25 protein-coding genes are annotated in these 26,780 nt (G+C 72.0%); 18 read left to right on the forward strand and 7 right to left on the reverse strand.

The genetic code is table 11. The annotated features are described in order from the left end of the window. Positions 1-83: 83 nt before the first annotated feature. The 3 genes from QQA02_RS11185 to QQA02_RS11195 are packed head-to-tail and all read right to left on the reverse strand — an operon-like array spanning position 84 to position 2,214. A complete protein-coding gene (locus QQA02_RS11185) occupies positions 84-764 on the reverse strand; it encodes an ABC transporter permease (protein WP_284773202.1) in 681 nt (226 codons plus the stop codon). Continuing rightward, complete coding sequence (locus QQA02_RS11190) at positions 761-1,411, reverse strand: ABC transporter permease (RefSeq protein ID WP_284773203.1); 651 nt, start codon at positions 1,409-1,411, stop codon at positions 761-763. Before QQA02_RS11190 ends, QQA02_RS11185 begins: the two co-directional genes overlap by 4 nt. Further along, positions 1,408-2,214 carry an ATP-binding cassette domain-containing protein gene (locus tag QQA02_RS11195; RefSeq protein ID WP_284864326.1) on the reverse strand — a complete coding sequence of 269 codons (807 nt, stop codon included), beginning with the start codon at positions 2,212-2,214 and terminating at the stop codon, positions 1,408-1,410. Before QQA02_RS11195 ends, QQA02_RS11190 begins: the two co-directional genes overlap by 4 nt. A 164-nt stretch (positions 2,215-2,378) precedes the next feature. Between QQA02_RS11195 and priA the strand changes: the two genes are divergently transcribed. From priA to pyk, 8 genes are all read left to right on the forward strand, one after another. Then, a complete protein-coding gene (priA, locus tag QQA02_RS11200; RefSeq protein ID WP_284773208.1) occupies positions 2,379-3,149 on the forward strand; it encodes a bifunctional 1-(5-phosphoribosyl)-5-((5-phosphoribosylamino)methylideneamino)imidazole-4-carboxamide isomerase/phosphoribosylanthranilate isomerase PriA in 771 nt (256 codons plus the stop codon). A gap of 27 nt (positions 3,150-3,176) precedes the next feature. Continuing rightward, entirely contained in the window at positions 3,177-4,001 is an 825-nt protein-coding gene (locus QQA02_RS11205) for an inositol monophosphatase family protein (protein WP_284773209.1), read from the forward strand. Between the two features lie 63 nt (positions 4,002-4,064). Continuing rightward, positions 4,065-4,841: an imidazole glycerol phosphate synthase subunit HisF gene (gene hisF, locus QQA02_RS11210; protein WP_284864327.1), complete on the forward strand. Its 777-nt coding sequence runs from the start codon at positions 4,065-4,067 to the stop codon at positions 4,839-4,841. Next, complete coding sequence (gene hisI, locus QQA02_RS11215; RefSeq protein ID WP_284864328.1) at positions 4,838-5,203, forward strand: phosphoribosyl-AMP cyclohydrolase; 366 nt, start codon at positions 4,838-4,840, stop codon at positions 5,201-5,203. The genes hisF and hisI overlap by 4 nt, the downstream gene beginning before the upstream one ends. A gap of 4 nt (positions 5,204-5,207) precedes the next feature. Continuing rightward, a complete protein-coding gene (locus QQA02_RS11220) occupies positions 5,208-5,897 on the forward strand; it encodes a TIGR02234 family membrane protein (RefSeq protein ID WP_284864329.1) in 690 nt (229 codons plus the stop codon). A 155-nt stretch (positions 5,898-6,052) separates the two neighbouring features. After that, a complete protein-coding gene (locus QQA02_RS11225) occupies positions 6,053-6,883 on the forward strand; it encodes an indole-3-glycerol phosphate synthase TrpC (protein ID WP_284864330.1) in 831 nt (276 codons plus the stop codon). Between the two features lie 16 nt (positions 6,884-6,899). Then, positions 6,900-7,877 carry a prolipoprotein diacylglyceryl transferase gene (lgt, locus tag QQA02_RS11230; RefSeq protein WP_284864331.1) on the forward strand — a complete coding sequence of 326 codons (978 nt, stop codon included), beginning with the start codon at positions 6,900-6,902 and terminating at the stop codon, positions 7,875-7,877. A 169-nt stretch (positions 7,878-8,046) separates the two neighbouring features. After that, positions 8,047-9,492, forward strand: a complete 1,446-nt coding sequence (gene pyk, locus QQA02_RS11235) for a pyruvate kinase (RefSeq protein WP_284773216.1) — start codon at positions 8,047-8,049, stop codon at positions 9,490-9,492. A gap of 102 nt (positions 9,493-9,594) precedes the next feature. Here pyk and QQA02_RS11240 read toward each other — a convergent pair whose 3' ends face one another. The 3 genes from QQA02_RS11240 to QQA02_RS11250 form a co-directional block, all read right to left on the reverse strand. Continuing rightward, positions 9,595-11,988: a glycogen/starch/alpha-glucan phosphorylase gene (locus QQA02_RS11240; protein WP_284864332.1), complete on the reverse strand. Its 2,394-nt coding sequence runs from the start codon at positions 11,986-11,988 to the stop codon at positions 9,595-9,597. Positions 11,989-12,087: 99 nt separating this feature from the next. Next, positions 12,088-13,350 (reverse strand): amidohydrolase, encoded by a 1,263-nt coding sequence (locus QQA02_RS11245; RefSeq protein WP_284864333.1) that lies wholly within the window; start codon positions 13,348-13,350, stop codon positions 12,088-12,090. Positions 13,351-13,556: 206 nt separating this feature from the next. Then, complete coding sequence (locus tag QQA02_RS11250) at positions 13,557-14,882, reverse strand: DUF4921 family protein (RefSeq protein WP_284773218.1); 1,326 nt, start codon at positions 14,880-14,882, stop codon at positions 13,557-13,559. Between the two features lie 30 nt (positions 14,883-14,912). Between QQA02_RS11250 and QQA02_RS11255 the strand changes: the two genes are divergently transcribed. Next, positions 14,913-15,308, forward strand: a complete 396-nt coding sequence (locus tag QQA02_RS11255; protein ID WP_284864334.1) for a hypothetical protein — start codon at positions 14,913-14,915, stop codon at positions 15,306-15,308. Here the strand turns inward: QQA02_RS11255 and QQA02_RS11260 are convergent. Further along, positions 15,278-16,402 carry a glycerate kinase family protein gene (locus tag QQA02_RS11260; protein WP_284864335.1) on the reverse strand — a complete coding sequence of 375 codons (1,125 nt, stop codon included), beginning with the start codon at positions 16,400-16,402 and terminating at the stop codon, positions 15,278-15,280. The genes QQA02_RS11255 and QQA02_RS11260 overlap by 31 nt on opposite strands. A gap of 199 nt (positions 16,403-16,601) precedes the next feature. Here QQA02_RS11260 and gdhA point away from each other — a divergent pair, with 199 nt between their 5' ends. The 9 genes from gdhA to QQA02_RS11305 all read left to right on the forward strand — a co-directional run. Then, positions 16,602-17,945 (forward strand): NADP-specific glutamate dehydrogenase, encoded by a 1,344-nt coding sequence (gene gdhA / locus QQA02_RS11265; protein WP_284773224.1) that lies wholly within the window; start codon positions 16,602-16,604, stop codon positions 17,943-17,945. 82 nt (positions 17,946-18,027) lie between these two features. After that, positions 18,028-18,837: a DivIVA domain-containing protein gene (locus QQA02_RS11270; RefSeq protein ID WP_284773225.1), complete on the forward strand. Its 810-nt coding sequence runs from the start codon at positions 18,028-18,030 to the stop codon at positions 18,835-18,837. Between the two features lie 14 nt (positions 18,838-18,851). After that, entirely contained in the window at positions 18,852-19,382 is a 531-nt protein-coding gene (locus QQA02_RS11275; protein ID WP_284773226.1) for a YceD family protein, read from the forward strand. Next, positions 19,379-20,155, forward strand: a complete 777-nt coding sequence (gene rnc / locus QQA02_RS11280) for a ribonuclease III (protein ID WP_284864336.1) — start codon at positions 19,379-19,381, stop codon at positions 20,153-20,155. Before QQA02_RS11275 ends, rnc begins: the two co-directional genes overlap by 4 nt. Beyond that, positions 20,148-21,020, forward strand: a complete 873-nt coding sequence (gene mutM, locus QQA02_RS11285; protein WP_284864337.1) for a bifunctional DNA-formamidopyrimidine glycosylase/DNA-(apurinic or apyrimidinic site) lyase — start codon at positions 20,148-20,150, stop codon at positions 21,018-21,020. Before rnc ends, mutM begins: the two co-directional genes overlap by 8 nt. A 24-nt stretch (positions 21,021-21,044) precedes the next feature. Then, a complete protein-coding gene (locus QQA02_RS11290; RefSeq protein ID WP_284773230.1) occupies positions 21,045-22,556 on the forward strand; it encodes an alanine/glycine:cation symporter family protein in 1,512 nt (503 codons plus the stop codon). After that, positions 22,553-22,837 (forward strand): acylphosphatase, encoded by a 285-nt coding sequence (locus tag QQA02_RS11295; RefSeq protein WP_284864338.1) that lies wholly within the window; start codon positions 22,553-22,555, stop codon positions 22,835-22,837. The genes QQA02_RS11290 and QQA02_RS11295 overlap by 4 nt, the downstream gene beginning before the upstream one ends. A gap of 40 nt (positions 22,838-22,877) precedes the next feature. Further along, on the forward strand, positions 22,878-24,266 hold the full coding sequence (locus tag QQA02_RS11300) for a YibE/F family protein (protein ID WP_284864339.1): 1,389 nt from the start codon (positions 22,878-22,880) through the stop codon (positions 24,264-24,266). A 42-nt stretch (positions 24,267-24,308) separates the two neighbouring features. Next, the coding region (locus QQA02_RS11305; RefSeq protein ID WP_284864340.1) for a chromosome segregation SMC family protein at positions 24,309-26,780 on the forward strand (2,472 nt) is incomplete at its 3' end.

Here is a 26,780-nt window from a genome sequence, read left to right on the forward strand (position 1 = left end):
GCGCAGGCGGCGCGCCGGGCGCGGGCCGCGCGGGCGGTGATCCGCACGCGCGGAGGCCCGGCGGGCGGGGGAGTGGGTGACGGTCACTGGGGCGCTCCTTCCTCGGCGGCGGTGCGCGGGCGCACGGCGCGCTGCACGCCCGCGAGGGCGAGGTCGATGACCAGGGTCGCGGCGATGATCACGAGCGCGCCCGCGACCATCGTCGGGTAGCTCTGCACGGCCAGCCCGTCCAGGATCAGCCGGCCCAGCCCGCCGAGCCCGATGTAGGCGGCCACCGTCGTGGTGGCCATGACCTGCACCATCGCCGAGCGCACCCCGCCGACGATCGTCGGGGCGGCCAGCGGCAGCTCGACCTCGCGCACGATCTGGCCCTCCGTGTGGCCGACGGCGCGCGCGGCGTCGACGACCTCGGCCGGCACCGCGGCCATCCCGGAGAAGGCGTTGGCCAGCACGGCCGGCACGGCCAGAATGACCAGCACGACGGTCGTCGGCACCAGCGGCAGGCTCACCCCGACGGTCAGCTCCACGGTCAGGAAGGTCAGCAGGCCGAGGGCCGGCATGGCGCGCAGCGCACCGGAGACCGCCAGCAGCACCGAGGCCCCGCGGCGGCGGTGGCCCAGCCACAGGCCCACCGGCAGGGCGATCACACAGGCGGCGGCGAGCGCCAGGCAGGCGTAGAGCAGGTGCTCGCCGAGGCGGCCGGCGAGCATGCCCCAGTTGGCGGGGTCGATCAGGAAGCGCAGCGCGTCGAGGAAGAAGATCACTTGGACGCCGCCTTCGCACCCCACGGCATCAACACGCGCCCGGCGGCGACCAGCACGGCGTCGAAAATCAACGCCAGCACCACGGTGCCGATGACCCCGGTGAGGATCTCGGTGGGGAAGGAGCGCGCGAAGCCCTCGGTGAACAGCGTGCCCAGCGACTCGACGCCGATCAGCGCGCCGACGGAGACCAGCGCGATCGTGGAGGCCGAGACCACACGCACCCCGCCGAGGATGACGGGGCCGGCCAGGGGGAGCTCCACCTGGAGCACCCGCTGGGCGGGGCTGAAGCCGAGTGCCTCGGCGGTGGTGCGCGCGGTGGCGTCCACGGAGTCGAAGCCGTCGGCGCAGGTGCGCACGAGCAGAGCGACCCCGTAGGCGGTCAGCGCGACGACGACGTTGGCCGGGGCGATGATCGAGGTGTCCAGGAACAGCGGCATGAGGATGAACAGAACCAGCGAGGGCACGGCGTAGACCAGCCCGGCGGCGGTGACCACCACGTCGCGCCAGCGCTTCGCGCGGTGGGCGGCCCAGCCGAGCGGGAGGGCGATGACCGTGGCGGCCAGGACGGCCGGGGCCGCGAGTCCGGCGTGGGTCACGGCGAGGCCGGCCAGCTCGGCGGCGTTGTCGGCGATCCAGTCGAGCCTCACGGGCGCTCACCCGGATCGAGGGTGCCGATGACCCGGCCGCGCGCGTCACGCACCACCCGGCCGGCCTCGTCGAGGTGCAGGCGGCGGGAGTCGGCGCCGACGAAGGCGCGCACGTGGTCGGTGGCCGGGGCGGTCAGCAGCTCCTCCGGGGCGCCCGCCTGCTCGATGCGCCCGCCGTCGGAGAGTAGCAGGATGCGGTCGGCCAGGCGGAAGGCCTCGGACATGTCGTGGGTGACCAGGACGACCGTCTTGCGCAGCCGGGACTGCAGCTCGGCGAGGAGGTCCTGCAGGCTGCGGCGCACCACCGGGTCGACGGCTCCGAAGGGCTCGTCCATCAGCAGGATGCGCGGGTCGTGGGCCAGCGCCCGGGCCACGCCGACGCGCTGAGCCTGCCCGCCGGACAGTTCGCCGGGGTAGCGGCGCAGCAGCTCCACGGGCAGCTCGACCATCCGGGCCAGCTCCTCGACGCCGTGGGCCGGTTCGGTGCGGGTCAGCCTGGGCACGGTCAGGATGTTGGCCTCCACGGTGCGGTGGGGCAGCAGGCCTGAGCCCTGGATGACGTAGCCGATGGAGCGGCGCAGCTCGACGGCGTCGAGGTCGGCGACGTCGCGGCCGTCGACGGACACGGTGCCCGCGGTCGGGGTGACCATGCGGTTGACGGTGCGCAGCACGGTGGTCTTGCCGGAGCCGGAGGCGCCCACCAGGGCGGTGACCGAGGCGTCGGGGAACCGGCAGCTGACCGCCTCGACGGCGGGGGAGGGCGTGCCGGGGTAGGCGACGGTGACGTCGCGGAGCTCGATCAAGAGGTATAACCCGTCTGTGCTCGGAGACTGCGCGCGGAACCCGGGTAGCCGGGGCGCTCATGCGTGTCCCGCCACGATAGCACCGCGGGGAGTACCAGGGAGCGTCGCAGGCCCGGCGGGCGTTTCCGCCCACGGGCCCACCCCCGGAAGCTACGATGAGTCACATGACTTTCGAGCTCCTGCCCGCAGTGGACGTCGTCGGTGGCCAGGCCGTGCGCCTGGAGAAGGGTGCGGCCGGCACCGAGAAGTCCTACGGTGACCCGCTGGCCGCGGCGCTGGCCTGGCAGGAGCAGGGCGCGAACTGGCTGCACTTCGTCGACCTCGACGCGGCCTTCGGGCGCGGCTCCAACCACGAGCTGATGGCGCGCATCACCGGCGAGCTGGACATCAACGTCGAGCTGACCGGCGGCATCCGCGACGACGCCTCCCTCGAGCGCGCCCTGGGCACCGGGGCGGCGCGGGTCAACATCGGCACCGCCGCTCTGGAGAACCCGGGGTGGATCGCCCGCGTGCTCGGCGAGTACGGCGACCGGGTGGCCGTGGACCTGGCCGTCCTCGAGGAGGAGGGCCGCTGGCGCACCCGCACCAAGGGCTGGGTCGACGACGCCGGAGACCTGTGGGAGGAGCTCGAGCGCCTCGACGCCGACGGCTGCACCCGCTTCGTGGTCACCGACGTCTCCACCGACGGCATGCTCAGCGGGCCCAACGTCGACCTGCTGCGCGACGTCTCGGCGGCCACCGACGCCGCCGTGACCGCCTCGGGCGGGGTGGCCACCCTCGACCACGTCCGCGAGCTCGCGGGGCTTCTCGAAGAGGGCATCGACGCCGCGATCGTCGGCAAGGCGCTCTACGAGGACCGCTTCACGCTCGCCGACGCCCTGGCGGCCGCCGCCGAGGCGTCCGAGGCCGCAGCCACCGAGACCCCGGCGGAATGACACGCGCCACTAACGAGGACGAGAACCATGGCCGCGAAGGACACGGAGAGCACTGAGACCGACCTGCCGGGCATGCTGGCGGTCGCCGTCGACGCCGTGAAGGCCGCCGAGGAGGTCTTCCTCGACCGCATCGGCGCCCCGCCGAGCGTGGCCAAGGGTGAGCACGACTTCGCCACCCAGGCCGACCTGGACATCGAGTCGCTGTTGCGCGTGCGCCTGGCGGCGACCGGCATCCCGGTGCTCGGCGAGGAGGGCGGCGGCGACGTCCACGCCGAGCGCACCTGGGTCGTCGACCCGATCGACGGCACCGCCAACTACTCGGTGGGCAACCCCATGGCCGCGATCCTGGTCTCGCTGCTCGTCCACGGCCAGCCCGTGGTCGCCGTGACCTCCATCCCCGTGGTCGGCCGGCGCCTGGCGGTCACCGAGGGCGGGCCGATCACCGTCAACGGCGAGGAGATCACCCCGGACCCGAACCCGGACGCGATCCCCGCCCAGGTCGGCTTCTCCTCGGTCGCCTCGCCCAGCGGCTCGGAGTTCACCTCGCACTTCCGCCAGAACCTGCTCGCCGAGCTGGCCAGCACCTTCCTGCGCCCGCGCATCACCGGTTCGGTGGGCGTGGACCTGGCCTTTGCCGCCACCGGCACCTTCGGCGGGGCGCTCTCGCTCTCCCCGCACCCGTGGGACAACGCCGCCGGCGTGCTGTTGGCGCGGGCCGCCGGGCGCCGGGTCACCGACATCCACGGCGAGGAGTGGACGCCGGACTCGCGCGGGGTGGTCGCGGGTGCGCCGGCCTCGCACGAGGCCATCTTGACTACGATTGCCAGGGTCAGAGAGCGCGGCGGCCGCTGAGCCGCCACACCCGGCGGGCTTGAGCCGCCGTGCCACACACCCCAGGAGCAGAAAGAGGAAGTCATGTCGCTGGCCGTGCGGGTCATCCCGTGTCTGGACGTCGACGAGGGCCGCGTGGTCAAGGGGGTCAACTTCGAGAACCTGCGCGACGCGGGCGACCCGGTCGAACTGGCCGCCCGCTACGACGCGGAGGGGGCCGACGAGCTGACCTTCCTCGACGTCTCGGCCTCCAAGGCCGGGCGCGGCACCATGCTGGAGGTGGTGCGCCGCACCGCCGAGCAGGTCTTCATCCCCCTGACCGTCGGCGGCGGGGTGCGCAGCGTGGCGGACGTGCGCGAGCTCCTGCGCGCCGGGGCCGACAAGGTCTCGGTCAACACGGCCGCGATCAAGGACCCGGACCTGATCGCCTTGCTCTCGCGCACCTTCGGCGCCCAGTGCATCGTGCTGTCCGTCGACGCGCGCCGCGTGCCGGCCGACGGCGAGCCCCAGCCCAGCGGCTTCGAGGTGACCACCCACGGCGGCACCCGTTCGGCGGGCATCGACGCCATCGAGTGGGCACGCCGCGGCGCCGAGCTGGGCGCCGGCGAGATCCTGCTGAACTCCATGGACGCCGACGGCACCAAGGACGGCTTCGACCTCGAGCTGCTGCGCGCGGTGCGCGCCGCCGTGAGCGTCCCGGTCATCGCCTCGGGCGGGGCGGGCAAGGCCGCGGACTTCCCGCCGGCCGTGGCCGCGGGCGCGGACGCCGTGCTCGCCGCCTCGATCTTCCACTTCGGCGAGGTCACCATCGGCGAGGTCAAGGACGCCCTCGCCGCGGCCGGTCAGGTGGTGCGCCGATGAGCACGAACCCCGCGGACTTCGAGCTGGACCCGGCCATCGCCGATCGGGTGCGCTTCAACGACGCCGGCATCGTGCCGGTGGTGGTGCAGGCCCACGGCTCCGGCGAGGTGCTCATGATGGCCTGGATGGACGCCCACGCGCTGGCCCACAGCATCGCCACCCGCCGGGGCACCTACTGGTCTCGCTCGCGCAGAGAGTACTGGATCAAGGGCCTGACCTCGGGGCACACCCAGTACGTCCACCAGGTGCGCCTGGACTGCGACGGCGACACCGTGCTCATGGTCGTCGACCAGAAGGGCGGGGCCTGCCACACCGGCGACCGCACCTGCTTCGACGCCGACGAGCTGCTGGGGGAGGAGTAGGCCGTTGTCCGGAGAGATTTCCGACGCCGCGCGTGACGACGTCGCGGGCACGGCCGGCGTCGCCGAGAAGAAGACCGCCACCCGCGGCGCGCTCGGCGTGGCCCTCGGCGGGCTCATCGTCTGGCTGGGCTCGCGGCTGACGTGGGTCAGCGTCGACAGCTTCGACGACAAGCTGGGGGAGACCCACCACGACATCGTCGGCGGCTCCTGGGCCACTGAGCTGACGGTCGCGGCGCTCCTGCTCGTCGCGGCCGCTGCGGGCAGCTTCGTGCTGCGCCGGGTGGGCCGCCGCGTCGTCGGCGCGATCACCGCGCTCATCGCCGCCGCCGTCGCCTGGATCCCGCTGAGCCTGCTGCTCACCGGGCCGGACCCGGACCGCGTCTTCGGGCTCTTGACCTCCGGGGCGGACAGCCAGCGCGCCGACGACCCGGTCGCGCTGAACTCTTGGGCGGAGCTCACTGACGTCCAGCTCGACGCCCTCGGCCCCTCGATCGCCCTGATCGGCGCGGCCCTGGCCCTGCTTGTCGCCGTGCTCATCGTCGTGCGCCCGGGCACCGACGCGCCCAGGCGCACCCGCTTCGCCCGAGGCGACCAGCGTCGCGCGCGGGTGACCCGGGACCTCGAGGAGGACCCCGAGTCCGGCCGGGTGCTGTGGGATGCCCTCGACGCGGACATCGACCCGACGGACCGCTGAACTACTGGTGTGACCCACCGTCACCCGCAGCCCCCGCGAGCCCGCGAGGGGCTGATTTCGTGGCGGGGCAGTCTCCGGGATAGTATTCGAGACGAACTAGACAGTGTCCCCAGTCACGTCCACCCCCCCCCGGGCGTGGCGGAGAGGAGCCGGCGATGTCGACGTCCGTGGCCGTGGAGCATGTCTTCGCACACGCCCGCCTCGAACTCGCACGTCGGGAGCGCGCGGTGCCCTTCCAGGAGATCAAGGCCGCCTCCCGTGACTGCGCGCCGGCCCGCGACGGCCTGACCGCGCTGCTCGAGGGCGGCTGCTCCGTCATCCCCGAGATCAAGCGCCACAGCCCGGGCCAGGGTCGCCTGCGCGACCTGGACACCAAGGCCGCGGCCGTGCTCGCCGCCGAGCTCGAGGAGGCCGGCGCCGGGATGATCGCCGTGCAGACCGAGCCGCACCGCTTCGCCGGCTCCCTCGAGGACCTGGCCGCCGTCGCCGTGGCCGTCGAGGTGCCCGTGATGGTCCGCGACCTGATCTTCGACCCGTACCAGATCCACGAGGCCCGCGTCCACGGCGCCGACGTCATCCCGCTGATCGCCGACTACCTGGACGCCGACCGCCTGGCCGCCCTCGTCGACCGCGCGGCCTCGCTGGGCATGACCCCCATGGTCGAGGCCCGCACCTACCCGGCCCTCGAGCGCGCCCTGGCCGCCGGCGCGAAGGTCGTCGGGGTCGACGCGCGCGACCCGGTCACCGGCGCCGTCGACCGCGGCCTGCTCGCCGAGATCACCACCGGGCTGCCCGAGTCCGTCGCCCGCGTGGCCCTGTCGGGCGTGCGCTCGGCGCGCGACGTGCTCGCCTACGCCTCGGCCGGTGCCGACGCCGTGGTGGTCGGTCAGACCGTGATGACGGACGAGGACCCGGCCGCTTGCGTGCGCACCCTCTCCGCGGCCGGCAACCACCCGGCCTGCCCCCGGCGCGTCACCGCCCGGTAGGGCACAATGGCGAGTCGTGCACACCGATTACCTCGCCAACATCCCCTCGCCCCCGCAGGGCGTCTGGCACCTCGGGCCGATCCCCGTGCGCGCCTACGCGCTGTGCATCATCACGGGCATCCTCGTCGCCCTCTGGCTGACCCTGCGCCGCTACCGCGCCCGCGGCGGCGACCCGGACATGGTCTGGGACTCCGCGATCGTGGTCATCATCGCCGGCGTGATCGGCGGGCGCGCCTACCACGTCATCTCGCACTGGCCGGACTACTTCGGCGAGGACGCTGACCCGTGGGGCTGGGTCAAGATCACCGAGGGGGGCCTGGCCATCATCGGCGCGGTCCTGCTCGGCGGGCTGGCCATCTGGGTCTTCTACCGCACCCGCGGCGTGCCCGTGGCCCCTTTCGCCGACGCGGTGGCCCCGGGCCTGATCTTCGCGCAGGGCATCGGGCGCTTCGGCAACTGGTTCAACCAGGAGCTCTACGGCCGGCCCACGGACGTGCCCTGGGCACTCGACCTCTACTACCGCGTCGACGCTGACGGCAACTTCGCCCCGCTGACCGGCCGCTCCACCGGCGAGGTCATCGCCTCGGTGCACCCGACGTTCCTCTACGAGTCGCTGTGGAACGTCGGCTCCTTCCTGCTGCTGCTCTTCCTGGACCGCCGCCTGCGCCTCGGCCACGGCCGGGTCTTCGCGCTCTACCTCGTCCTCTACGGGCTGGGCCGCTCCTGGGTCGAGCTGATGCGCACCGACCCCGCCCAGCACATCCTGGGCATGCGCGTGAACTCCTTCGCCGCGCTGGTCTTCATCGTCGTCGGCCTCGTCGCCTTCCTGCTCCTGCCGCGCGGCCGCGAGTCCGAGAAGGAGGTGCTGGGCGACCGCCCCGCGCCCGACACCGCCGAGTCCGAGACGCCCGAGGAGATTGACGACGCCGCGGGCGTCGGCCAGCCCACCGCAGGGAAACAGACACGAACGGACGGAACCGGGAAAGACCGGTAGGCTCCCGGGTGTGCCCCAAGAAAACGGGCACAGACCGGGCCCGGAGCGGCCGAAAAGGCCTCCTGGCGACTGAAAAACGTGACAGTAGCAACACAATCGGGCATCATCGTGACCGATCGGGCGGTCGCTCGTATGGAAACCCACAACGGAAAGCAGTATGTTGGAGCTCGTGGATAGAAGAACCAAGATCGTTTGCACGCTCGGTCCCGCCGTCGCCAGCCAGGAGGGCATCCTGGAGCTGGTCGAGGCGGGCATGAATGTCGCCCGCATGAACTTCTCGCACGGCGACCACCCTGACCACAAGCAGAACTACGAGTGGGTCCGCGAGGCCACGGACAAGACCGGCCGCGCCGTCGGCATCCTGGCCGACCTCCAGGGCCCCAAGATCCGTCTGGGCCGGTTCAAGGAGACCGAGACGGAGTGGAAGAACGGCGAGATCGTCCGGATCACCATCGACGACGTCGAGGGCACCCACGACCGCGTCTCCACCACCTACAAGGGCCTGGCGCGCGACGCCAAGCCCGGTGACCGCCTGCTTGTCGACGACGGCAAGGTCGCCCTCGTCTGCAAGGAGGTCGACGGCAACGACGTCGTCTGCGAGGTCGTCGAGGGCGGCCCCGTCTCCAACAACAAGGGCGTCTCGCTGCCCGGCATGGACATCTCCGTGCCGGCGCTGTCCGAGAAGGACAAGGACGACCTGCGCTACGCGCTGAAGCTCGGCGTCGACCTCGTCGCCCTGTCCTTCGTGCGCTCCCCGGCGGACGTCGACCTGGTCCACGAGATCATGGACGAGGTCGGCCGCCGCGTGCCGGTCATCGCCAAGCTCGAGAAGCCGGAGGCGGTCGACGCCCTGGAGTCCATCGTGCTGGCCTTCGACGGCATCATGATCGCCCGTGGTGACCTCGGCGTCGAGGTCCCGCTCGAGGAGGTGCCGCTGTTCCAGAAGCGCGCCATCCAGATCGCCCGCGAGAACGCCAAGCCGGTCATCGTCGCCACCCAGATGCTGGACTCGATGATCGACAACTCGCGCCCGACCCGCGCCGAGGCCTCCGACGTCGCCAACGCCGTCCTCGACGGCGCCGACGCGGTCATGCTCTCCGGCGAGACCTCGGTGGGCGTCAACCCGCAGCACACCGTGCGCACCATGGCCCGCATCGTCCGCGAGGCCGAGCACGGCGGCTCGGTGCCCCCGCTGGCCCACATCCCGCGCACCAAGCGCGGCGTGATCTCCTTCTCGGCCCGCGACATCGCCGAGCGCCTCAACGCCCGCGCGCTGGTCGCGTTCACCACCTCCGGTGACACCGCCCGCCGCCTGGCCCGCCTGCACTCGCACCTGCCGCTGCTGGTGTTCACCCCGGATCCCTCGGTCCGATCGCAGCTGGCCCTGAGCTGGGGCGCGGAGACCTTCCTGACCCGCAAGGTCGCCTCCACCGACGAGATGATCGTCGAGATCAACGAGAACCTGCTCAAGATGAGCGAGTACGACCGCGAGGACATGATGGTCATCGTGGCCGGCACCCCGCCCGGAATCAAGGGCAACACCAACATGATCCACGTGCACCTGCTCGGCGAGGACTTCTCCGTCGGCGCCGCCGTGGACGCCGACCGCAAGTAGGCCGGCAGGCCCCGGTCCCGCCACCCACGGGTGAGCGGCACCGAGGCTGAACACGAGAAGAGGGGCCCCTCACGGGGCCCCTCTTCTCATGTCCGGGGGAGACTAGTCCCACTTCAGCGGGGTCGGCTCCAGGTGCCAGACCTCGTTGGCGTAGTCCGCGATGGTGCGGTCGGAGGAGAACCGGCCGGAGGCGCAGATGTTCAGCCAGCACATCCGGGCCCAGTGGTCCGGGTCGGCGACGTAGTCGCCGGCCATCCGGTCGCGGGTGTCGCGGTAGTCCGCGAAGTCGCCGAGCACGTAGTAGGTGTCCGGTTCGTTGTAGCCGTCGCCCAGCAGCGAGCGGCGCAGGTCGGCGAACCAGCTGGAGCCGGAGTCGTCGAGGAGCTCGCTGGTCAGGGCGTCGAGCACGCGGCGCAGGCCCGGGGTGGCGTCGGCCACGGCGTTCGGGTCGTAGTTCTCCCGCAGGCCGGGCAGCTCGTCCTCCTCGGCGCCGAAGATGTAGGCGTTGTCGTCGCCGACGGCGTCGAGGATCTCGACGTTGGCGCCGTCCAGGGTGCCCAGCGTCAGCGCGCCGTTCATCATGAACTTCATGTTCGAGGTGCCCGAGGCCTCCTTGCCGGCCGTCGAGATCTGCTCGGAGACGTCCGCGGCCGGGATGATGTGCTCGGCCGGGGAGACGTTGTAGTTGTGCACGAAGACGACGCTGAGGTACTTCGAGACCTCCTCGTCGTTGTTGACCAGGCGGGCGATCTCGTTGATCAGCTTGATGATCGCCTTGGCACGGATGTAGCCCGGGGCGGCCTTCGCACCGAAGATGAAGGTGCGCTTGGGCACGTCGCGCTCGCCGTCGACCTTGATGCGGAAGTACAGGTCCAGGATGTAGAGCGCGTTGAGCAGCTGGCGCTTGTACTCGTGCAGGCGCTTGATCTGCACGTCGAAGATGGAGTCGGGGTCGATCTCGACGCCCTCGCGCTCGGCGACCCACTCGGCGAAGTCGGCCTTGTTGGCCGTCTTGATCTCGCGCAGGCGCTTCATCGTCGCGGCGTCCTCGGCCAGCGGGGCCAGCTTGGCCAGCTCGGTCAGGTCGGTGACCCAGGCGTCGGAGCCGGCGGCCTCGGTCAGCAGGCCGGCCAGGCGCGGGTTGCACATGCGCAGCCAGCGGCGGGGGGTGACACCGTTGGTCTTGTTGTTGAACCTCTCCGGCCAGATGCCGTGCCAGTCGGCCAGGGTCTCGCGCTTGATGATCTCCGTGTGCAGCGCGGCGACACCGTTGATCGAGTAGGAGGCGTAGCAGGCGATCCAGGCCATGCGGACCTTGCCGTCCTGGACCGGGGCCATCCGGGCGATCTGGCCCTCGTCGATGCCGCGGGCGCGCATGTCCTCGCGGAAGCGGCGGTCGATCTCGCAGACGAGCTCCCAGATGCGGTGGAAGAGCGTCTGGAAGATCGAGACGTCCCACTGCTCGAGGGCCTCGGTGAGCACCGTGTGGTTGGTGTAGGCGAAGGTCTCGGTGACCACGCCCCAGGCGTCGTCCCAGCTCATCGCGTAGTCGTCGAGCAGGATGCGCAGCAGCTCCGGGATGGCGAGCACCGGGTGGGTGTCGTTGAGCTGGACGCAGTTGTACTCGGCGAAGCCGCGGAGGTCCTCGCCGTGGTTGTGCATGTAGTTGGCCACCATCGACTGCAGGGAGGCGGAGACGAAGAAGTACTGCTGGCGGACGCGCAGCACCTTGCCCTGGTAGGTGGTGTCGTTGGGGTAGAGCACGCGGCAGATGTCCGAGACCTTCTCGCGCTCCAGGATCGCGTCGGTGAAGCGCTGGGAGTTGAAGGCGTCGTAGTCGAACTCGCTCATCGGCTCGGCGTTCCACAGGCGCAGGGTGCCCACGTTGTCGGTGCCGTAGCCGGTGATCGGCATGTCGTGGGGCACGGCGCGCACGGTCATGTCGTCGAAGTGGACGATGCGCTGCTGGCTGTGGCGGCGGAAGGTGAAGGCGTAGCCGTCGTCGCGCCAGGAGTCCGGCGACTCCTTCTGGAAGCCGTCCTCGAAGGACTGGCGGAACAGGCCGTAGCGGTAGAGCAGGCCGTAGCCGGTCACGGGGTAGTCCTGGGTGACCGCGGAGTCCAGGAAGCAGGCGGCCAGGCGGCCCAGACCACCGTTGCCCAGTGCCGCGTCGTACTCGGCCTCGAGCACGTCGGCGAGCTCCCGGCCGTCCTCGGCCACGGCCTCGCGGGCCTGCTCGACCAGGCCGAGGTTGGTCAGGTTGTTCAGGAGGGCGCGGCCCATGAGGAACTCGGCGGAGAAGTAGTGCTGCTGGCGGCCCCGGCTGTAGGTCAGGTCGGTGGCCTCCCAACGGTCGGCGATCTGGTCCATGACCGCACGCGACAGGCCGAACCAGTACTTGCGGTTCGTCGCGTCGGCGGGGGAGGTGCCGGCGGCGCCGCGGACGTGGCCGGGCAGCGCCTCAGGCAGGCTGGGGATCGGGGACGGGTGGGACATCAGTTGCTCCTGCTCTCACGGTTAAAGGGACGTGTCAGCGAACGCGTCCAGGTTAGCTCGCCCCCCGTGGGTTGTGCTCGGCGACGGGGGTGGCCGCGCTCAGTTGTGGTTGCCCAGGTAGGTCAGCACCGCGGCGGCCGCGGCCCGGGTGGCAGAGGAGACCGTCGGCTCGTAGTCCGGTAGGAAGGTCGACATGTGGTTGACCGGGACGTCGGTGTCCACGGTGCCGCCGTGCACGGCCGCGTCCCACTGCTCGCGCGGGGTGCAGCCGACCAGCCAGAACAGGTACGGGGCCCCGAAGGCGCGGGGGATGTGCGAGAAGTCCTCGGAGACCGTGGAGCGCTCCGCGTCGACGGAGTCCGGCCCGAAGACGGCGTCGAAGACCGGGCGCACCCGCTCGAAGACCTCCTTCGAGTTGTCCGTGAGCTCCGCGTGCGAGAAGTACTCGAAGCGCGGCGGTTCCGGGCAGCCGGAGGCCTCGCACTCGGCGTGTACGACGCGGCGGATGCCGGAGTAGACCCGCCGCTTGACCGTGTCGTCGTAGAAGCGGCAGTTCAGCGTCAGCTCCGCGGTGTCCGGGATGATGTTGTTGGTGGTACCGGCGCGCACCTTGCCCACCGAGATCACGGCGAAGTCGTTGGGGTCGACCTCGCGGCCGACCAGGCCCTGCAGCCGGATGATGATCATCGCGGCGACGTAGGTCGGATCGACGGCCTTGTGCGGCATCGAGCCGTGGGCGCTGCGCCCGGTGATGGTGATCGTCACCGAGTCCGCGGCGGCGAGCTGGCCGCCGGGCATCGTCTGCACCTCGCCGGCGCGGCCGGGCATGACGTGCTGGCCGAAGCAGACGTCCGGGGCGGGGATGCGCCGGGCCAGGCCGTCGGCGAGCATCGCGTCGGCGCCGGTGCCGATCTCTTCGGAGGGCTGGAAGAGCGCCAGGAAGGTGCCGGACCAGGAGTCGCGGTTGTCGTCGAGCAGCTCGCAGGCGCCCAGCAGCGCGGTGGTGTGCATGTCGTGGCCGCAGGCGTGCATGACCGGCACGGTCGAGCCGTCCGGGCGCGCCTGCACGCGCGTGGAGGCGTAGGGTACCCCGGTGGTCTCCTTGACCGGCAGCGCGTCGAAGTCGGCGCGGAAGAGCGCGGTCGGGCCGGGGCCGTTGCGGAAGACGCCGACGATGCCGAAGCCGCCGATCGGCTGGACGATCTCGCAGTCGAGGTTCTCCAGCCGACCGAGGATCTTCTGCGAGGTCGCGCGCTCGAGCCCAGAGAGCTCCGGGTGCTCGTGCAGGTCCTCGTAGAGGGTGCGCTGGAAGCTCAGGTCGGTCTTCGCGTTGGCGAGCAGGTGGGCGGGGGTCAGGCTCATGCCTCGGGTCTGCCTTCCGGTCTGTTCGTGGTCGGCGACCACTATAGAGGCAGCGGGCCTAACGGACCAGGAAGTGACGACGCATGCGACGCCCCTGACGTGCGCGGGAAGGGGGCACCCTCCGGCGCGCGGCGCCCCGCGCCGCGCGGGGCGCGCACGGGTGGGGCGCGCCGACGGCGCGCTGCGCGGCGTCGGCAATTGGACCCTTAAGGCAGCAGCGGGTTGTAGCGCAGGGAGTTGGGTTCCACGTGGCACTCGGTGCCGATGCGCAGGTCCTGGGCGATGCGGCCCTCGCCGCGCAGGCGGATCATCTCGGTGGTCACGCGGTCGCGGATGTTCTCCGGCGAGAGCGTGTTGACGTAGATCTTCGTGCCGCCCTCGAAGCCGGCGAGGGTGGACACGCGCCACTTGATCATGATGCGCCAGGGCATCGGCACGTCGAGGTCGACGGGCTTGTGGTGCCACTCCTCGTTGCACGGCACGTCCGGGCCGGTGGCGGCGTGGCAGGCGTGCAGCATGTCGCTCATCGCGCGGACCTCGGAGGCGTCCTGCAGCCAGGGCTCGGCGACCGCCGACTTCGAGAAGACCTCGAGGGTGGGGTAGCGGTGGCCGAAGCCGGCGAAGCAGACGACGTGCTGGTTTTCCGCGATGATCAGGTTGTGGTAGTTCGCGTAGTCGACGGCCCACTCGTTGTACATGTTGTAGTTCGTGCGCAGGTGGGAGATCTCCAGCTCGGACTGCACGCCGCGCTCGTCGATGGCCACCAGCTGCTTGTGCAGGTGGTCGAAGCTGGCGCCGGCGGGCTTGAGCCAGTTCTGGAAGACGGCGACATAGCGGGCGTAGCGGTTGTGCTCGTAGATCTCCGCCATCGAGTCGACGGTGAAGCGGATGAAGGCGGCGTGCTCGTCCGGGGTCAGCGTGCCGGAGGACGCCAGCTGGGAGGTGTTCTCGGCGCCGTCGACAAAGTGGCGCCGGCCGATGACCAGGTCGTGGCCGCCGCCGAAGAAGGCGTCGCCGAGCTCGAGGAGACGCTCCTCGGGCAGGTTCGGGTCCTGACCTGCGGCCTTGAGCTTGTTCTGCACGGTGGCCAGCACGTGCTCGCGCCCGCCCGGGGCGGAGAGGTACTGCTCCCGGCGGGCGAGCTGCGCGGCGTCCATGCGGTAGTCGTAGTTCTCGCGCCAGTAGTCGTAGGAGACGATCTCGAAGAGGTTGGGCACCCGGCGGAACTCCGGGACCGTCTCGGTGAGCTGGTCCGGGGTCACCCCGCGCACGATGCGCCAGTGGTCGTCCTCGCGGATCATCCGGGCCTTCTCCGGCGGGGTCTGCAGCATGCGCTCGGCGCAGAAGGCGCAGGAGTCCTCGCGGTTGGCGTCGGTGACCGGCTCCGGGTCCGCCTTCGGGCGGGACAGCGGGCGGTTGCCGCGGCCCGGCACCGTCCAGACCTCGGTGCCGGTGAACGGGTTGACCTGCTTGATGGTGCCGTCGGCCATCACGTTCAGCGGGTTGTGCCGCGGAATGTAGGGGCTATTCATGGTCCACCTTTCCGGTTATGCTCTGGGGCCATGCCACAGATTCAGTTCGACGTCCTCGTCCCCGCGGACCGGGCGGAGGCGCTGAAGGAGCGCTTCGCCGACGCGGGGGAGAAGCTGGCCGCGGCCGGTGTCCTCGACGCGATGCCGGTGGAGTCCACGCAGGCCCGGCTGCAGGTCGGGGTCGCCGATCAGCTAAGGCAAACGTACCGCGATCAGCACCAGGGCCGCGACCTGGAGAACGCGGAGGTGGTGTGCTACCTGCTGCGCCCCGAGGGCTTTTCCGGCTCCGTCAACGAGCTGACGATGGCGCTCTCGCGCCTGCTCACCCCGGCCGCCGAGCTGCCGGACGACCCGGTGCTGCTCGAGAACGAGACCGCCCACGAGCTGCCCGCCGTCTACCCCTGGACGGTGGAGATCTTCCGGTAGGCCTCGGCCACCCGGGCGCCGGCCGCGCGCAGGGCGTCGGCGTCCTTACCGCCCGTCTCCTCGACGAGGCTGCCGGCCGGCAGCGCGCCGCGGGCGGCGGCGTCGGCGCGCCCGCAGACCACCGCGAAGCGCGCGCCCTCGGCCCGCTCGAGCCCGGCGAGCGTGCCGACGACCTTGCCGGTGAAGCTCTGCGCGTCCAGCGAGCCCTCGCCGGTGACGACCAGGTCGGCCGCGGCCACTGCGTCCTCGAGGCCCAGCGAGGCGGCCACGACGGGCGCGCCGGGCAGGATCCGCGGGTCCGGGTTGCCCAGCAGGCGGGCCAGCCAGGTCAGGCAGACCGGCACGCCGCCGGCCGCGCCCGCGCCGGGGGTGGCCGGGTCGAACTCGAGGACCTCGCAGAGGTGGGCGAGCGACTCGTCGAGCAGCTCGACGTCGTCTTCGGCCGCGCCCTTCTGCGGGCCGAAGACCCGGGCGGCGCCCTCGGGGCCGGTCACCGGGGCGGTCACGTCGGTGAGCAGGACGAACTCCATGGCGCCGGCGTCGGTGTTGAGCCGGGCGGTGTCCACGGCCTCGACGGCGCTGAGCCAGCCGCCGCCCTTGGGCACCGGCAGGCCGCGGCGGTCGAGGAGGCGTGCACCGAGGGCGACGAGGATGCCGCTGCCGCCGTCGACGGTGCCGGAGCCGCCCAGGGCGAGCACCACACGCTGCGCGCCGCGGGTGCGCGCGTCGGCGATGAGCACGCCGGTGCCGTAGGTGTCGCCGGTCAGCGGCACGGGCCGGTCGGCCACCGCGGGCAGGCCGGAGGCGGCGGCGACGTCGATGTAGGCGGTGGCCGCGGCGGCGTCGTAGACGTAAGCAGCCTCGGTCAGCCGGCCGGCGGCGTCGGTGGTGGGCAGGACGACGGTCTGGCCGGTGAAGCGGGCGGCGGTGCCCTCGCCGCCGTCGGCCATGGGGGCCAGGGTGATCTCGGCGTCGGGGAGCACCTCGCGCACGCCGGCACCGATGAGCTCGGCGGCGGCGTCGGCGTCGAAGGTGCCCTTGAAGGAGTCGGGGGCAATGACGACCCGGGGGTTCTCGGTTGCGCTGTTTTCCACGTCCCCATTGTGACGCACAGGGCGCTGTGACCAGAATCACCTAGTTTTTGTCGGTCGTTTGACCGGTATTTTGCTGCAGGTCAAACACCCTTGTGTCATAATTAGTCGCGTCCACAGCCACACCGGGCGTCTCGGGGCGACGTGTCTCACACGGTCGCCGGGCGTACGGGAAGAGACCCCCAGGAAGGACCGTCAGGACATGAACGTCGACGAACAGGTTTCCAGCTACTACGACCTCCTGCTCAAGCGCAACGCCGGCGAGCCGGAGTTTCATCAGGCCGTCGCCGAGGTGCTCGACTCGCTCAAGATCGTGCTCGAGAAGGACTCCCACTACGGCGACTACGGTCTGATCCAGCGCCTCTGCGAGCCGGAGCGTCAGCTGATCTTCCGCGTGCCGTGGGTCGACGACAACGGCGACGTCCAGATCAACCGCGGCTTCCGCGTCCAGTTCAACTCCGCCCTGGGCCCGTACAAGGGCGGCCTGCGCTTCCACCCCTCGGTCAACCTGGGCATCATCAAGTTCCTGGGCTTCGAGCAGATCTTCAAGAACTCCCTGACCGGCCTGCCCATCGGCGGCGGCAAGGGCGGCTCCGACTTCGACCCGAAGGGCAAGTCCGACGCCGAGGTCATGCGCTTCTGCCAGTCCTTCATGACGGAGCTCTCCCGCCACATCGGCGAGTACCGCGACGTGCCCGCCGGTGACATCGGCGTCGGCGCCCGCGAGATCGGCTACCTCTTCGGCCAGTACCGCCGCCTGGTCAACCAGCACGAGTCCGGCGTGCTCACCGGCAAGGGGCTGACCTGGGGCGGCTCTTTGGTGCGCACCGAGGCCACCGGCTACGGCCTGGTCTACCTGACCCAGGAGATGATGTCCTCGCACGGCCAGTCCATCTCCGGCGCCAAGGTCACCGTCTCCGGCTCCGGCAACGTCGCCATCTACGCCATCGAGAAGGCCCAGGAGCTCGGCGCCACCGTCATCGGCTTCTCCGACTCGTCCGGCTGGGTCGAGTGCCCGAACGGCGTCGACGTCGAGCTGCTCAAGGAGGTCAAGGAGGTCCGCCGCGGCCGTGTCGCCGAGTACGTCGAGGAGTCCGAGGGCGCGACCCTGCACACCGACGGCTCCATCTGGGACATGCCCTGCGACGTCGCCCTACCGTGCGCCACCCAGAACGAGCTCGACGGCGAGCACGCCGGGCACCTCTTCGACAACGGCTGCCGCTTCGTCGCCGAGGGCGCGAACATGCCCTCGACCGCCGACGCCATCGAAGTCTTCCGCGAGAAGGGCGTCCACTTCGCCCCGGGCAAGGCCGCCAACGCCGGCGGCGTGGCCACCTCCGCGCTCGAGATGCAGCAGAACGCCACCCGTGACTCCTGGAGCTTCGAGTACACGGACCAGCGCCTGCACAAGATCATGTCCAACATCTTCCGCCACACCGCCGACGCCGCCGCCGAGTACGGCCGCGAGGGCGACTACGTGGTGGGCGCGAACATCGCCGGCTTCAAGAAGGTCGCCGACGCCATGCTCGCCCAGGGCGTGATCTAGGCGAAGTTCACGGTCCGCAAGGACCCGGAAAATGCGGCGCGGCGCGGGGAGAACCCCGCGCCGCGCCGGTACGCTTGGGGCCATGTACCGCGTGTTTGAAGCTCTCGATGAACTGGTCCAGACCGTGGAGCAGGCCTACGGCGTGCCCATGACCTCCAACTGCATGGTGCCGCGCAACGACGTGTTGGCGCTTCTCGACGACATGCGCAACGCGCTGCCCGTCGAGATCGACGACGCCCAGGACGTCCTCGACCGCCGCGACGAACTGATCCGCGGCGCCGAGGAGCGCGCCCAGCAGATCGTCTCCGACGCCGAGCACGAGGCCAACGACATCGTCGGCTCCGCCCACGAGGAGAGCGAGAACATGCTCGCCGACGCGCAGACCCGCTCGACCACCATGGTCTCGCGCGCCCAGGAGGAGGCCGAGCAGACTGTCACCCGCGCCCGCGAGGAGGCCGAGGACACCGTCGCCCGCGCCCAGTCCGAATCGGACCGCCTGGTCAAGGAGGGCAACGCCTCCTACCAGCGCAGCGTCGACGAGGGCCTGGCCGAGCAGAAGCGCCTGGTCTCCGAGTCCGAGGTCGCCCGCCGCGCCGAGGAGGAGGCCCACCGCGTGGTCGAGGCCGCCCACTCCGAGTCGCGCCAGCTGCGCCAGGAGTGCGACGAGTTCGTCGACGGCAAGCTCGCCGACTTCGAGGAGACCCTCTCCGGGGTCCTGCGCACCGTCTCCAGCGACCGCGCCGCCCTGCGCCGCGGCGCCGGGGCCTCCGGCGGCGCCCAGCGCGGCGACCGCGCGGCCGGGGCCGCGGGTGCCGCCGGCACGCGGGGCACAAGCCGCGGCGGCTACGACTATGACGAACGTGGCTGGTCGCAGCCGCGTCGTGAGGGGTAGGATCGTCGGCCGTTATGGATTCCCCGTTCATCTTCGACGTCTCCGGTCTCGACGGAGGCCGTGAGCGTCAGACCCGCACCGCACCCGCCCCCGAGCGCATCGGCGTGGCGATGATCGCCGTGCCCGAGGGCGCCGAGGTCACCGTGGACGCCGACCTGACCGACCTGGGCACCGGCGTGCAGGTGATCGCCGAGGTCACCGCGCCGCTCGACGGCCAGTGCTCCCGCTGCCTGCGCGAGCTGCACCGCGAGGGCGAGTTCCACGTCGAGCAGTTCTTCGCCTACGACGCCGACGTCTTCACCGAGTCCGGCGACGCGCCGGAGGACGGCGAGGACGACGAGGACGACCTCCCGCCGCTCGTCGTCGACGAGCGCGTCGACCTGACCCAGGCCGTCACCGACGAGATCGGCCTCAACCTGCCCTTCAGCCCCGTCTGCGAGGACGGCTGCGAGGGCTCGGACTCCGAGGTCCCCGCGCCCGATGGTGTCGCCGGCGAGTACCAGGGCACCGACCCGCGCTGGTCCGGGCTGGAGAAGTTCCTGTGAGCCGGCGCCGCAGCCAGCGGCCCACCGGCGTCGAGGCCCTCGAGGCCGCCTACGGCGCCGTCGACCACACCCCGCTGCTCGAGGCGCTGGGCGTCGAGGTCGACGACGAGCACCTGCGCCTGGCGCTGACCCACCGCTCCTTCGCCAACGAGAACGGCACGCTGCCGAACAATGAGCGCCTCGAGTTCCTCGGCGACGCCGTGCTCGGCCTGTCCGTGGCCGGCGAGCTCTACGAGCACTACCCCTCGCGCCCCGAGTCCGACATCTCCAAGATGCGGGCCTCGATCGTCTCGCGCTACGGTTGCGCGGACATCGCCCGCGAGATCGACCTGGGCCGCCACATCCTGCTGGGCAAGGGGGAGCAGTCCACCGAGGGGCGCACCAAGGAGTCGATCCTGGCCGACACCACCGAGGCCGTCCTCGGGGCGGTCTACCGCCAGCACGGCTTCGAGACAGCCCGGAAGGTGGTGCTGCGCCTCTTCGGCGAGAAGATCGCCACCGCCACCGCCCAGGGCCACCACCAGGACTGGAAGACCGCACTGCAGGAGCGGCTCGCCGAGCTCAAGCTCGAGATGCCCGTCTACGCCGCCGAGTCGACCGGCCCCGAGCACGACCTGACCTTCACCGCCACCGCGAGCGTGCGCGACGTGGAGCTCGGCCGCGGCGTGGGCCACAACAAGAAGCTCGCGGAGCAGGAGGCGGCCCACCGGGCCTGGACGGCGCTGCGCGAGCGCGCCACCGTCCTGGCCCTGCGCATGGGCGAGGATGCCTGAGCTGCCCGAGGTCGAGGTCGTCCGGCGCGGCCTCGCCGAACACCTCACCGGGCGCACGATTGACGACGTCGCGGTGCGCCACTCACGGGCGGTACGTCGCTGCGCCGAGCCATGCGACGTCGCCAATCGTCTGGACGGCGCGCGCGTGCGCGCCGTGGAACGCCGCGGCAAGTTCCTCTGGCTGGACCTCGACGGGGTGGCCGACGACTGCCTGCTGGTCCACCTCGGGATGAGCGGGCAGATGCTCATCAAGCCCGCCGGCACCGGCGCGGAGGACCCGAATCACACGCACCTGCGCATCCGGGCGCGCGTCGGGGGAGCGCAGGGGCGCGAGCTGTGGTTCGTCGACCAGCGCACCTTCGGCTACTGGTGGCCGTGCGCGCTCGCCCTCGGCAAGGCCGGGCGCGCGGTGCCCGAACCGGTCGCGCACATCGGAGCCGACCTGCTCGAGGACGCCTTCGACGCGCACGCCGTGGCCGCGCTGATGAAGACGAAGCGCACCGAGATCAAGCGCCTGCTGCTCAACCAGGAGATCTTGAGCGGCATCGGCAACATCTACGCCGACGAGATGCTCTTCGCCGCCCGCGTCCACCCGCGCCAGCGCGCCGACCGCGTCGCCCTGCCGAGGCTGGTCGAACTGCTCGACGCCGGGCGCGCCGTCATGGAGCGCGCCCTCGAGCAGGGCGGCACCTCGTTCGACTCGCTCTACGTCAACGTCAACGGGCGCAGCGGCTACTTCTCCCGCTCGCTCAATGTCTACGGCAGGGCGGGGCGGCCCTGCCCGCGCTGCGGCACGCCGGTGATCCGCGAGACGTTCATGAACCGATCCAGTCACCTCTGCCCGACCTGTCAGCGCAGGCACTGACTCGGCGGATTACGATTCTGGTTCATGGAATCTCTCGTCAACGCCGTACAGGCGTTCAACGACAAGTTCTGGTACCTGGTGATGTTCCTGCTCATCGGGTCCGGACTTCTCTACTGCTGGCGCACCGTCGTCGTGCAGATCCGCTACGTCCCGGACATGCTCAAGGCCGTCACCGAGACCCCCTCGGAGATCTCCGAGGGCCAGAAGGGCATTTCCGCCTTCAAGGCCTTCACCATCTCCGCGGCCTCGCGCGTGGGCACCGGCAACGTCGCCGGCGTGGCCATCGCCGTGGCCACCGGCGGCCCCGGCGCGGTGTTCTGGATGTGGCTTCTGGCCATCGTCGGCGGCGCGACCTCGTTCATCGAGTCGACGCTGGCCCAGGTATTCAAGGAGCGCGACGCCGCCTCCTACCGCGGCGGCCCGGCCTACTACATGACCAAGGCGCTGCACTGGCGCCCGCTGGCCGTCGTCTTCGCCGTTGTCATCTGCGTCACCTACGGCTTCGTCTTCAACGCCGTGCAGTCCAACTCCATCACCGAGGCCATCGGCCAGTCCGCCGGCAACGACTCGATGGGGCTCAAGGTCGGCGTCGGCCTCGTGCTCGCCGCGGCCACCGGCGTCGTCATCTTCGGCGGCGTGCAGCGCATCGGCACCGTCACCCAGACGATCGTGCCGGTCATGGCCGTCGCCTACATCATCGTCGCCTTCATCGTCATCGGCCTGAACATCAGCGAGGTCCCCGGCATGATCGAGGACATCGTGCTCAGCGCCTTCGGCATCCGCGAGTTCGCCGGCGCCACCCTGGGCGCGGTGATCCAGCAGGGCATCCGCCGCGGCCTGTTCTCTAACGAGGCCGGCATGGGGTCAGTGCCCAACGCCGCGGCGACCGCGAGTGTCTCCCACCCGGTCAAGCAGGGCCTGATCCAGACCCTCGGCGTCTATTTCGACACCCTGGTCGTCTGCTCGGCCACCGCCTTCATCATCCTGCTGGCCGCCCCGGACCTCAGCAGCGAGGAGGGCGGCATGCAGCTGACCCAGGCCGCGCTCTCCGACTCCGTCGGCGGCTGGGGCATCCACTTTTTGACCGTGCTGATCATCTTCCTGGCCTTCTCCTCGGTGGTGGGCAACTACTACTACGGCGAGTCCAACATCGGCTACATGGTCGGGCGCACCAACTCCACGACCCTGCAGGTCTTCCGCGGGCTGGTCGTCCTCTGCGTCTTCGGCGGCGCCATCGGCTCCGTGCCGCTGGTCTGGTCGCTGGCCGACGTCTTCTCCGGCCTGATGGCCACCATCAACCTCGTCGCCCTCTTCCCGCTGGCCGGCGTGGCCGTGGCCCTGCTGCGCCACTACGCCGTGCAGCGCCGCGCCGGGCTCAACCCGGTCTTCCGCCGCGAGGACCTGCCGCGAGACACCCTCGGCTGGGAGGAGATGGGCACCTGGGACGGCTCCGACCCGATCACCGAACGCTCCGCCGAGTACGAGTCGCTCGACTACGGCTGGGAGACGGCGCGCGGCACGGAGGCCGGTAAGTGAGCGCGACGCGCCTGACCGCCTTCGTCCACGGCCACGTCCAGGGCGTGGGCTTCCGCTGGTGGACCCGCTCCCGGGGCCTGGAGCTCGGCCTGGCCGGCTCCGCGAGCAACCTCGTCGACGGGCGCGTCTGCGTCGTCGCGGAGGGCGAGCGGGGCACCTGCGAGTGCCTGCTCGAGCTCCTGCGCGAGGAGCCGACGACGACCGGGCGCCCCGGTTCGGTCGAGCTCGTCGTCGCGCAGTGGGGCGAGCCGAAGGGCGTCGAGGGCTTCCGCGAGCGCTGACCGGCACCGCCGCCCGCCGCCCGGCTACCATCGGCTGACCATGGGACGCCATCACCACCGCCCGACGGCGAGCCGGACCGCCCGCGCCGCAGACGCGGGCGTCGACAAGCACGCAGAAACCCACGCCCACCTGCACGGGCACGCCCACGCGCACGGGCACTCCGGGCCCCCTAACGACCGCCCGCTGCGCGAGCGGCTCGCCCCGCGCACCACGGCCTGGACGCCGTCGCGGGTGGTGCTGGCGATCGCGCTCTTCCTCGGGGCGGTGGCCACCGCCGTCGCGCTCGTGGTCCAGTGGCCCACGGGCGCGGCGCCGACGCCCGCCGGCGACTTCTCCGAGGCCTCCCCGCTGGGAGTGGAGACCCAGGAGGGCACCGTCGCCGAGGGCCTGACCGCGGCGTGCACCACCCAGGCCGTCGGCTCCGTCCTCGACGTCATCCCCGCCGGAGTCGACCAGGTGCCCGCCGGTCAGGAGGCCTGCCACCTCGTCGCCGTGGACATCCACTCCGGGCCGGACGAAGGCCGCCGCACGCTGCTGACCGACGCCGCCGCCAGCGGCGCAGAGGGCGCGGCGCACCTCGAGAGCGGCGACGAGATCCGCCTGGCCGTGCACACGGGTGCCGACGGCACGCGCACCTACGGCTTCCAGGACTTCCACCGCACCGGCGCCTTCTGGTTCTGGCTGCTGCTCGCGCTGGCCGGCATCGCCGTCGTCGGCGCCTGGCGCGGCGTGCGCGCCGTGATCGGCCTGGCCGTCACCCTCGGCGTGATCGGGGTCTTCCTGCTGCCCGCCCTCGCCCGCGGCGAGTCCCCGGTGCCCGCCGCGATCACCGCGTGCGCGGCCGTGCTCTACCTCGTGCTCTTCCTGGTCCACGGCGCGAACTGGAAGACCGCCTCCGCACTGGGCGGGACGCTGACGGCGATGCTGCTCGGCGTCGGCATCGCCCAGGCGGCCATCGGCACCAACCGGCTGCGCGGCCTCGGCGACGAGAACAACCTGCAGGTGCTGCTCTACCTGCCCGGCATCGAGATCACCGGCCTCTTGACGGCCGGGTTCATCCTGGGCACCCTCGGCGTGCTCAACGACGTCACCGTCGCCCAGTCGGCCACCATCGCCGAGCTGCGCGAGCTCGACCCGGCCGCCTCGCGCTGGAAGCTGTTCACCCGCGCGCTGCGGGTGGGCCGCGACCACCTGGCCAGCACCGTCTACACCCTCGTTCTCTCCTACACCGGCGCAGCGCTGCCGCTGCTGGTCCTCCTCGGGGTCTCCGGGCGCGGGCTGGCCGAGATCCTGACCTCCGACACGATGGCCACCGAGGTGATGCGCTCGGTGACCGGCTCGCTCGCGCTCGTCGCCGCGGTGCCGCTGACCACCCTGATCGCCGCCTGGACGGTCGGGGCACCCCGGCCCGCCCGCGCCGCCCGCTGAGCCTGCGGTGGGCGCCTGGCCGGCTGCTATCCTGGGAACACCATGCACCTGAAATCGCTGACCCTGAAGGGCTTCAAGTCCTTCGCGTCGGCGACCACGCTGAAGCTGGAGCCGGGCATCTGCGCCGTGGTCGGCCCCAACGGCTCGGGCAAGTCCAACGTGGTCGACGCCCTGGCCTGGGTGATGGGGGAGCAGGGCGCCAAGACCCTGCGCGGGTCCTCCATGCAGGACGTCATCTTCGCCGGCGCCGGCGACCGCGGGCCGCTGGGCCGCGCCGAGGTCACGCTGACCATCGACAACCACGACGGCCGGCTGCCCATCGAGTACTCCGAGGTCTCGGTGACCCGCCGCATGTTCCGCGACGGCGCCAGCGAGTACGAGATCAACGGCTCGCGCGCCCGCCTGATGGACGTGCGCGAGCTGCTCAGCGACACCGGCATCGGCCGCGAGATGCACATCATCGTCGGCCAGGGCAAGCTCGCCGAGATCCTCGACTCGCGCCCCGAGGAGCGCCGCGCCTACATCGAGGAGGCCGCCGGCGTGCTCAAGCACCGGCGCCGCAAGGAGAAGGCCCAGCGCAAGCTCGAGAACATGCAAGGCAACCTCGACCGCCTGCGCGACCTGACCGACGAGCTCTCCCGCCAGCTCGGCCCCCTGGCCCGCCAGGCCGAGGCCGCCAAGCGTGCCGCAACCGTCCAGGCCGCCGTCCGCGAGGCCCGCCTGGCACTCGCCGGCCACGAGATCACCCGCGTGCGCGCGGCGCTCGAGACCGCCGAGGCCGCCCACGAGCGCGCACGGCTGGCCGCCGCCGAGTCCGAGGAGCAGCTGGCCGAGGCCGCCGCCGCCCGCGAGACCGCGGAGGCCGCCGTCGCCGAGGCGGAGCCGGCCGCCGAGGCCGCCCAGCAGCTCTGGTTCCGCCTGTCCACCCTGGCCGAGCGCGTCTCGGCGACCCTGCGCGTGGCCGAGGAGCGCGCCCGCGCCGGCGGCGGCGAGGACTACCACGGCGAGGACCCCGAGGAGATCCTCGCCCGCGCCGAGGCCGCCGACCAGAAGAGCAGGGCGGCCGAGGCCGAGGCCGCCACCGCGGAGGCCCGCCTGGAGGCCGTGCGCGAGGAGCTCGACGCCGCCGAGGAAGCCTACCGCGACGCCGAGGAGGAGCACCTGGCCCAGGTGCGCGCCGTGGCCGACCGCCGCGAGGGCGTGGTGCGCCTGCTGGCCGCCGAGGAGTCCCTGGCCGCCCGCGTCGGGGAGCTCGACGCCGAGATCACCCGCGCCGAGGAGCGCGAGGCCGCCGCCAAGGAACGCGCAGGGGCCTCCGCCGCCGAGCTCGCGACCGCAGACGCCGCCGTCGCCGAGGCCGGCGGGGCCCGCGAGCCGCTCAAGGCCGCCGCCGAGAACGCCGCCGCCGAGCGCGAGGCCGCCGAGAAGCGCCTCGAGCAGCTGCGCGAGACCCAGCGCGAACGCTCCGGCGCCGTCTACGCGCTGCGCTCGCGCATCGAGACCCTCCGCGACTCCGAGACCGGCGCCGACGCCGCCGACAGCCTCGACGGATTTTCGCCCCTGGCCGGCCTGATCACGCCCGAGCCCGGCACCGAGACCGCCGTGGCCGCCGCCCTGGGCGACCACGCCGAGGCCCTGGCCGGACACGTCGGCGAGGAGACGTACTCGTCGTTTGCCGGCGGCGCCCTGGCGCGCACCACGCTCATCGACACCGAGCGGGCGGGCGGGACCTGGCGCATGGACGCCGACCTGCCCACGGAGGCCACCTGGCTGCTCGACCACATTGAGCTGGCAGAGGGCGCCCGGGCCGCGGTGACCCGCCTGCTTGCCGACGTCGTGCTGGTCGCCGACGCGCGCGCCGCGCGCGGCGTCGTCGACTCCGACCCGCGCCTGCGCGCGGTGACCCCCGACGGCGAGCTCTTCGGCGAGGGCTGGGCCCGGCTGGGCCGCGAGCGGCCCGGCACCGTCGAGGTCGCCGGCCAGATCGCCCGGGCCGAAGAGGAACTCGCCGCCGCCGAGGCCAGCCTCGAGGAGCTGGCGGGCACGCTCGAGGGCGCGCGCCAGGCCGCCGAGGAGGCCGGCGTGGAGGCCGCCGCCGCGACCGCCGAGCTGCGCGACCACGACGCCGCCGCCCGCTCGGCGGCCCGCGAGGCGGAGAACCTGAAGAAGCGCGCCGCCGCCGACGCCCGGGCCGCCGAGACCGCCCGCGGTCAGGTCGAGACCGCGCGCACCCGCCGCGACGAGGCCCGCAAGGAGCTCGAGGCGACCCGCGACCGCCTGGCGCGCGCCGAGGACGACGAAGCCCCCGAGGAGCCGTCGACCGCCGCGCGCGACGAGGCGGCGACCGTGCTCGAGCAGGTCCGCGCCATGGAGGTCGAGGCCCGCCTCGCGCTGCGCTCCGCCCAGGACCGCGCCGGCCAGGTCGCCGGGCGCGGCGACCAGCTGCGCCGCCAGGCCGAGGCCGAGAAGTCCGCCCGCACCCGCCACGAGCGCGCCGTCGCCGCGAGCCGGGCC

The sequence above is a fragment of the Corynebacterium sp. MSK006 genome, assembly GCF_030232385.1.
Lineage (GTDB): Bacteria > Actinomycetota > Actinomycetes > Mycobacteriales > Mycobacteriaceae > Corynebacterium > Corynebacterium frankenforstense_A.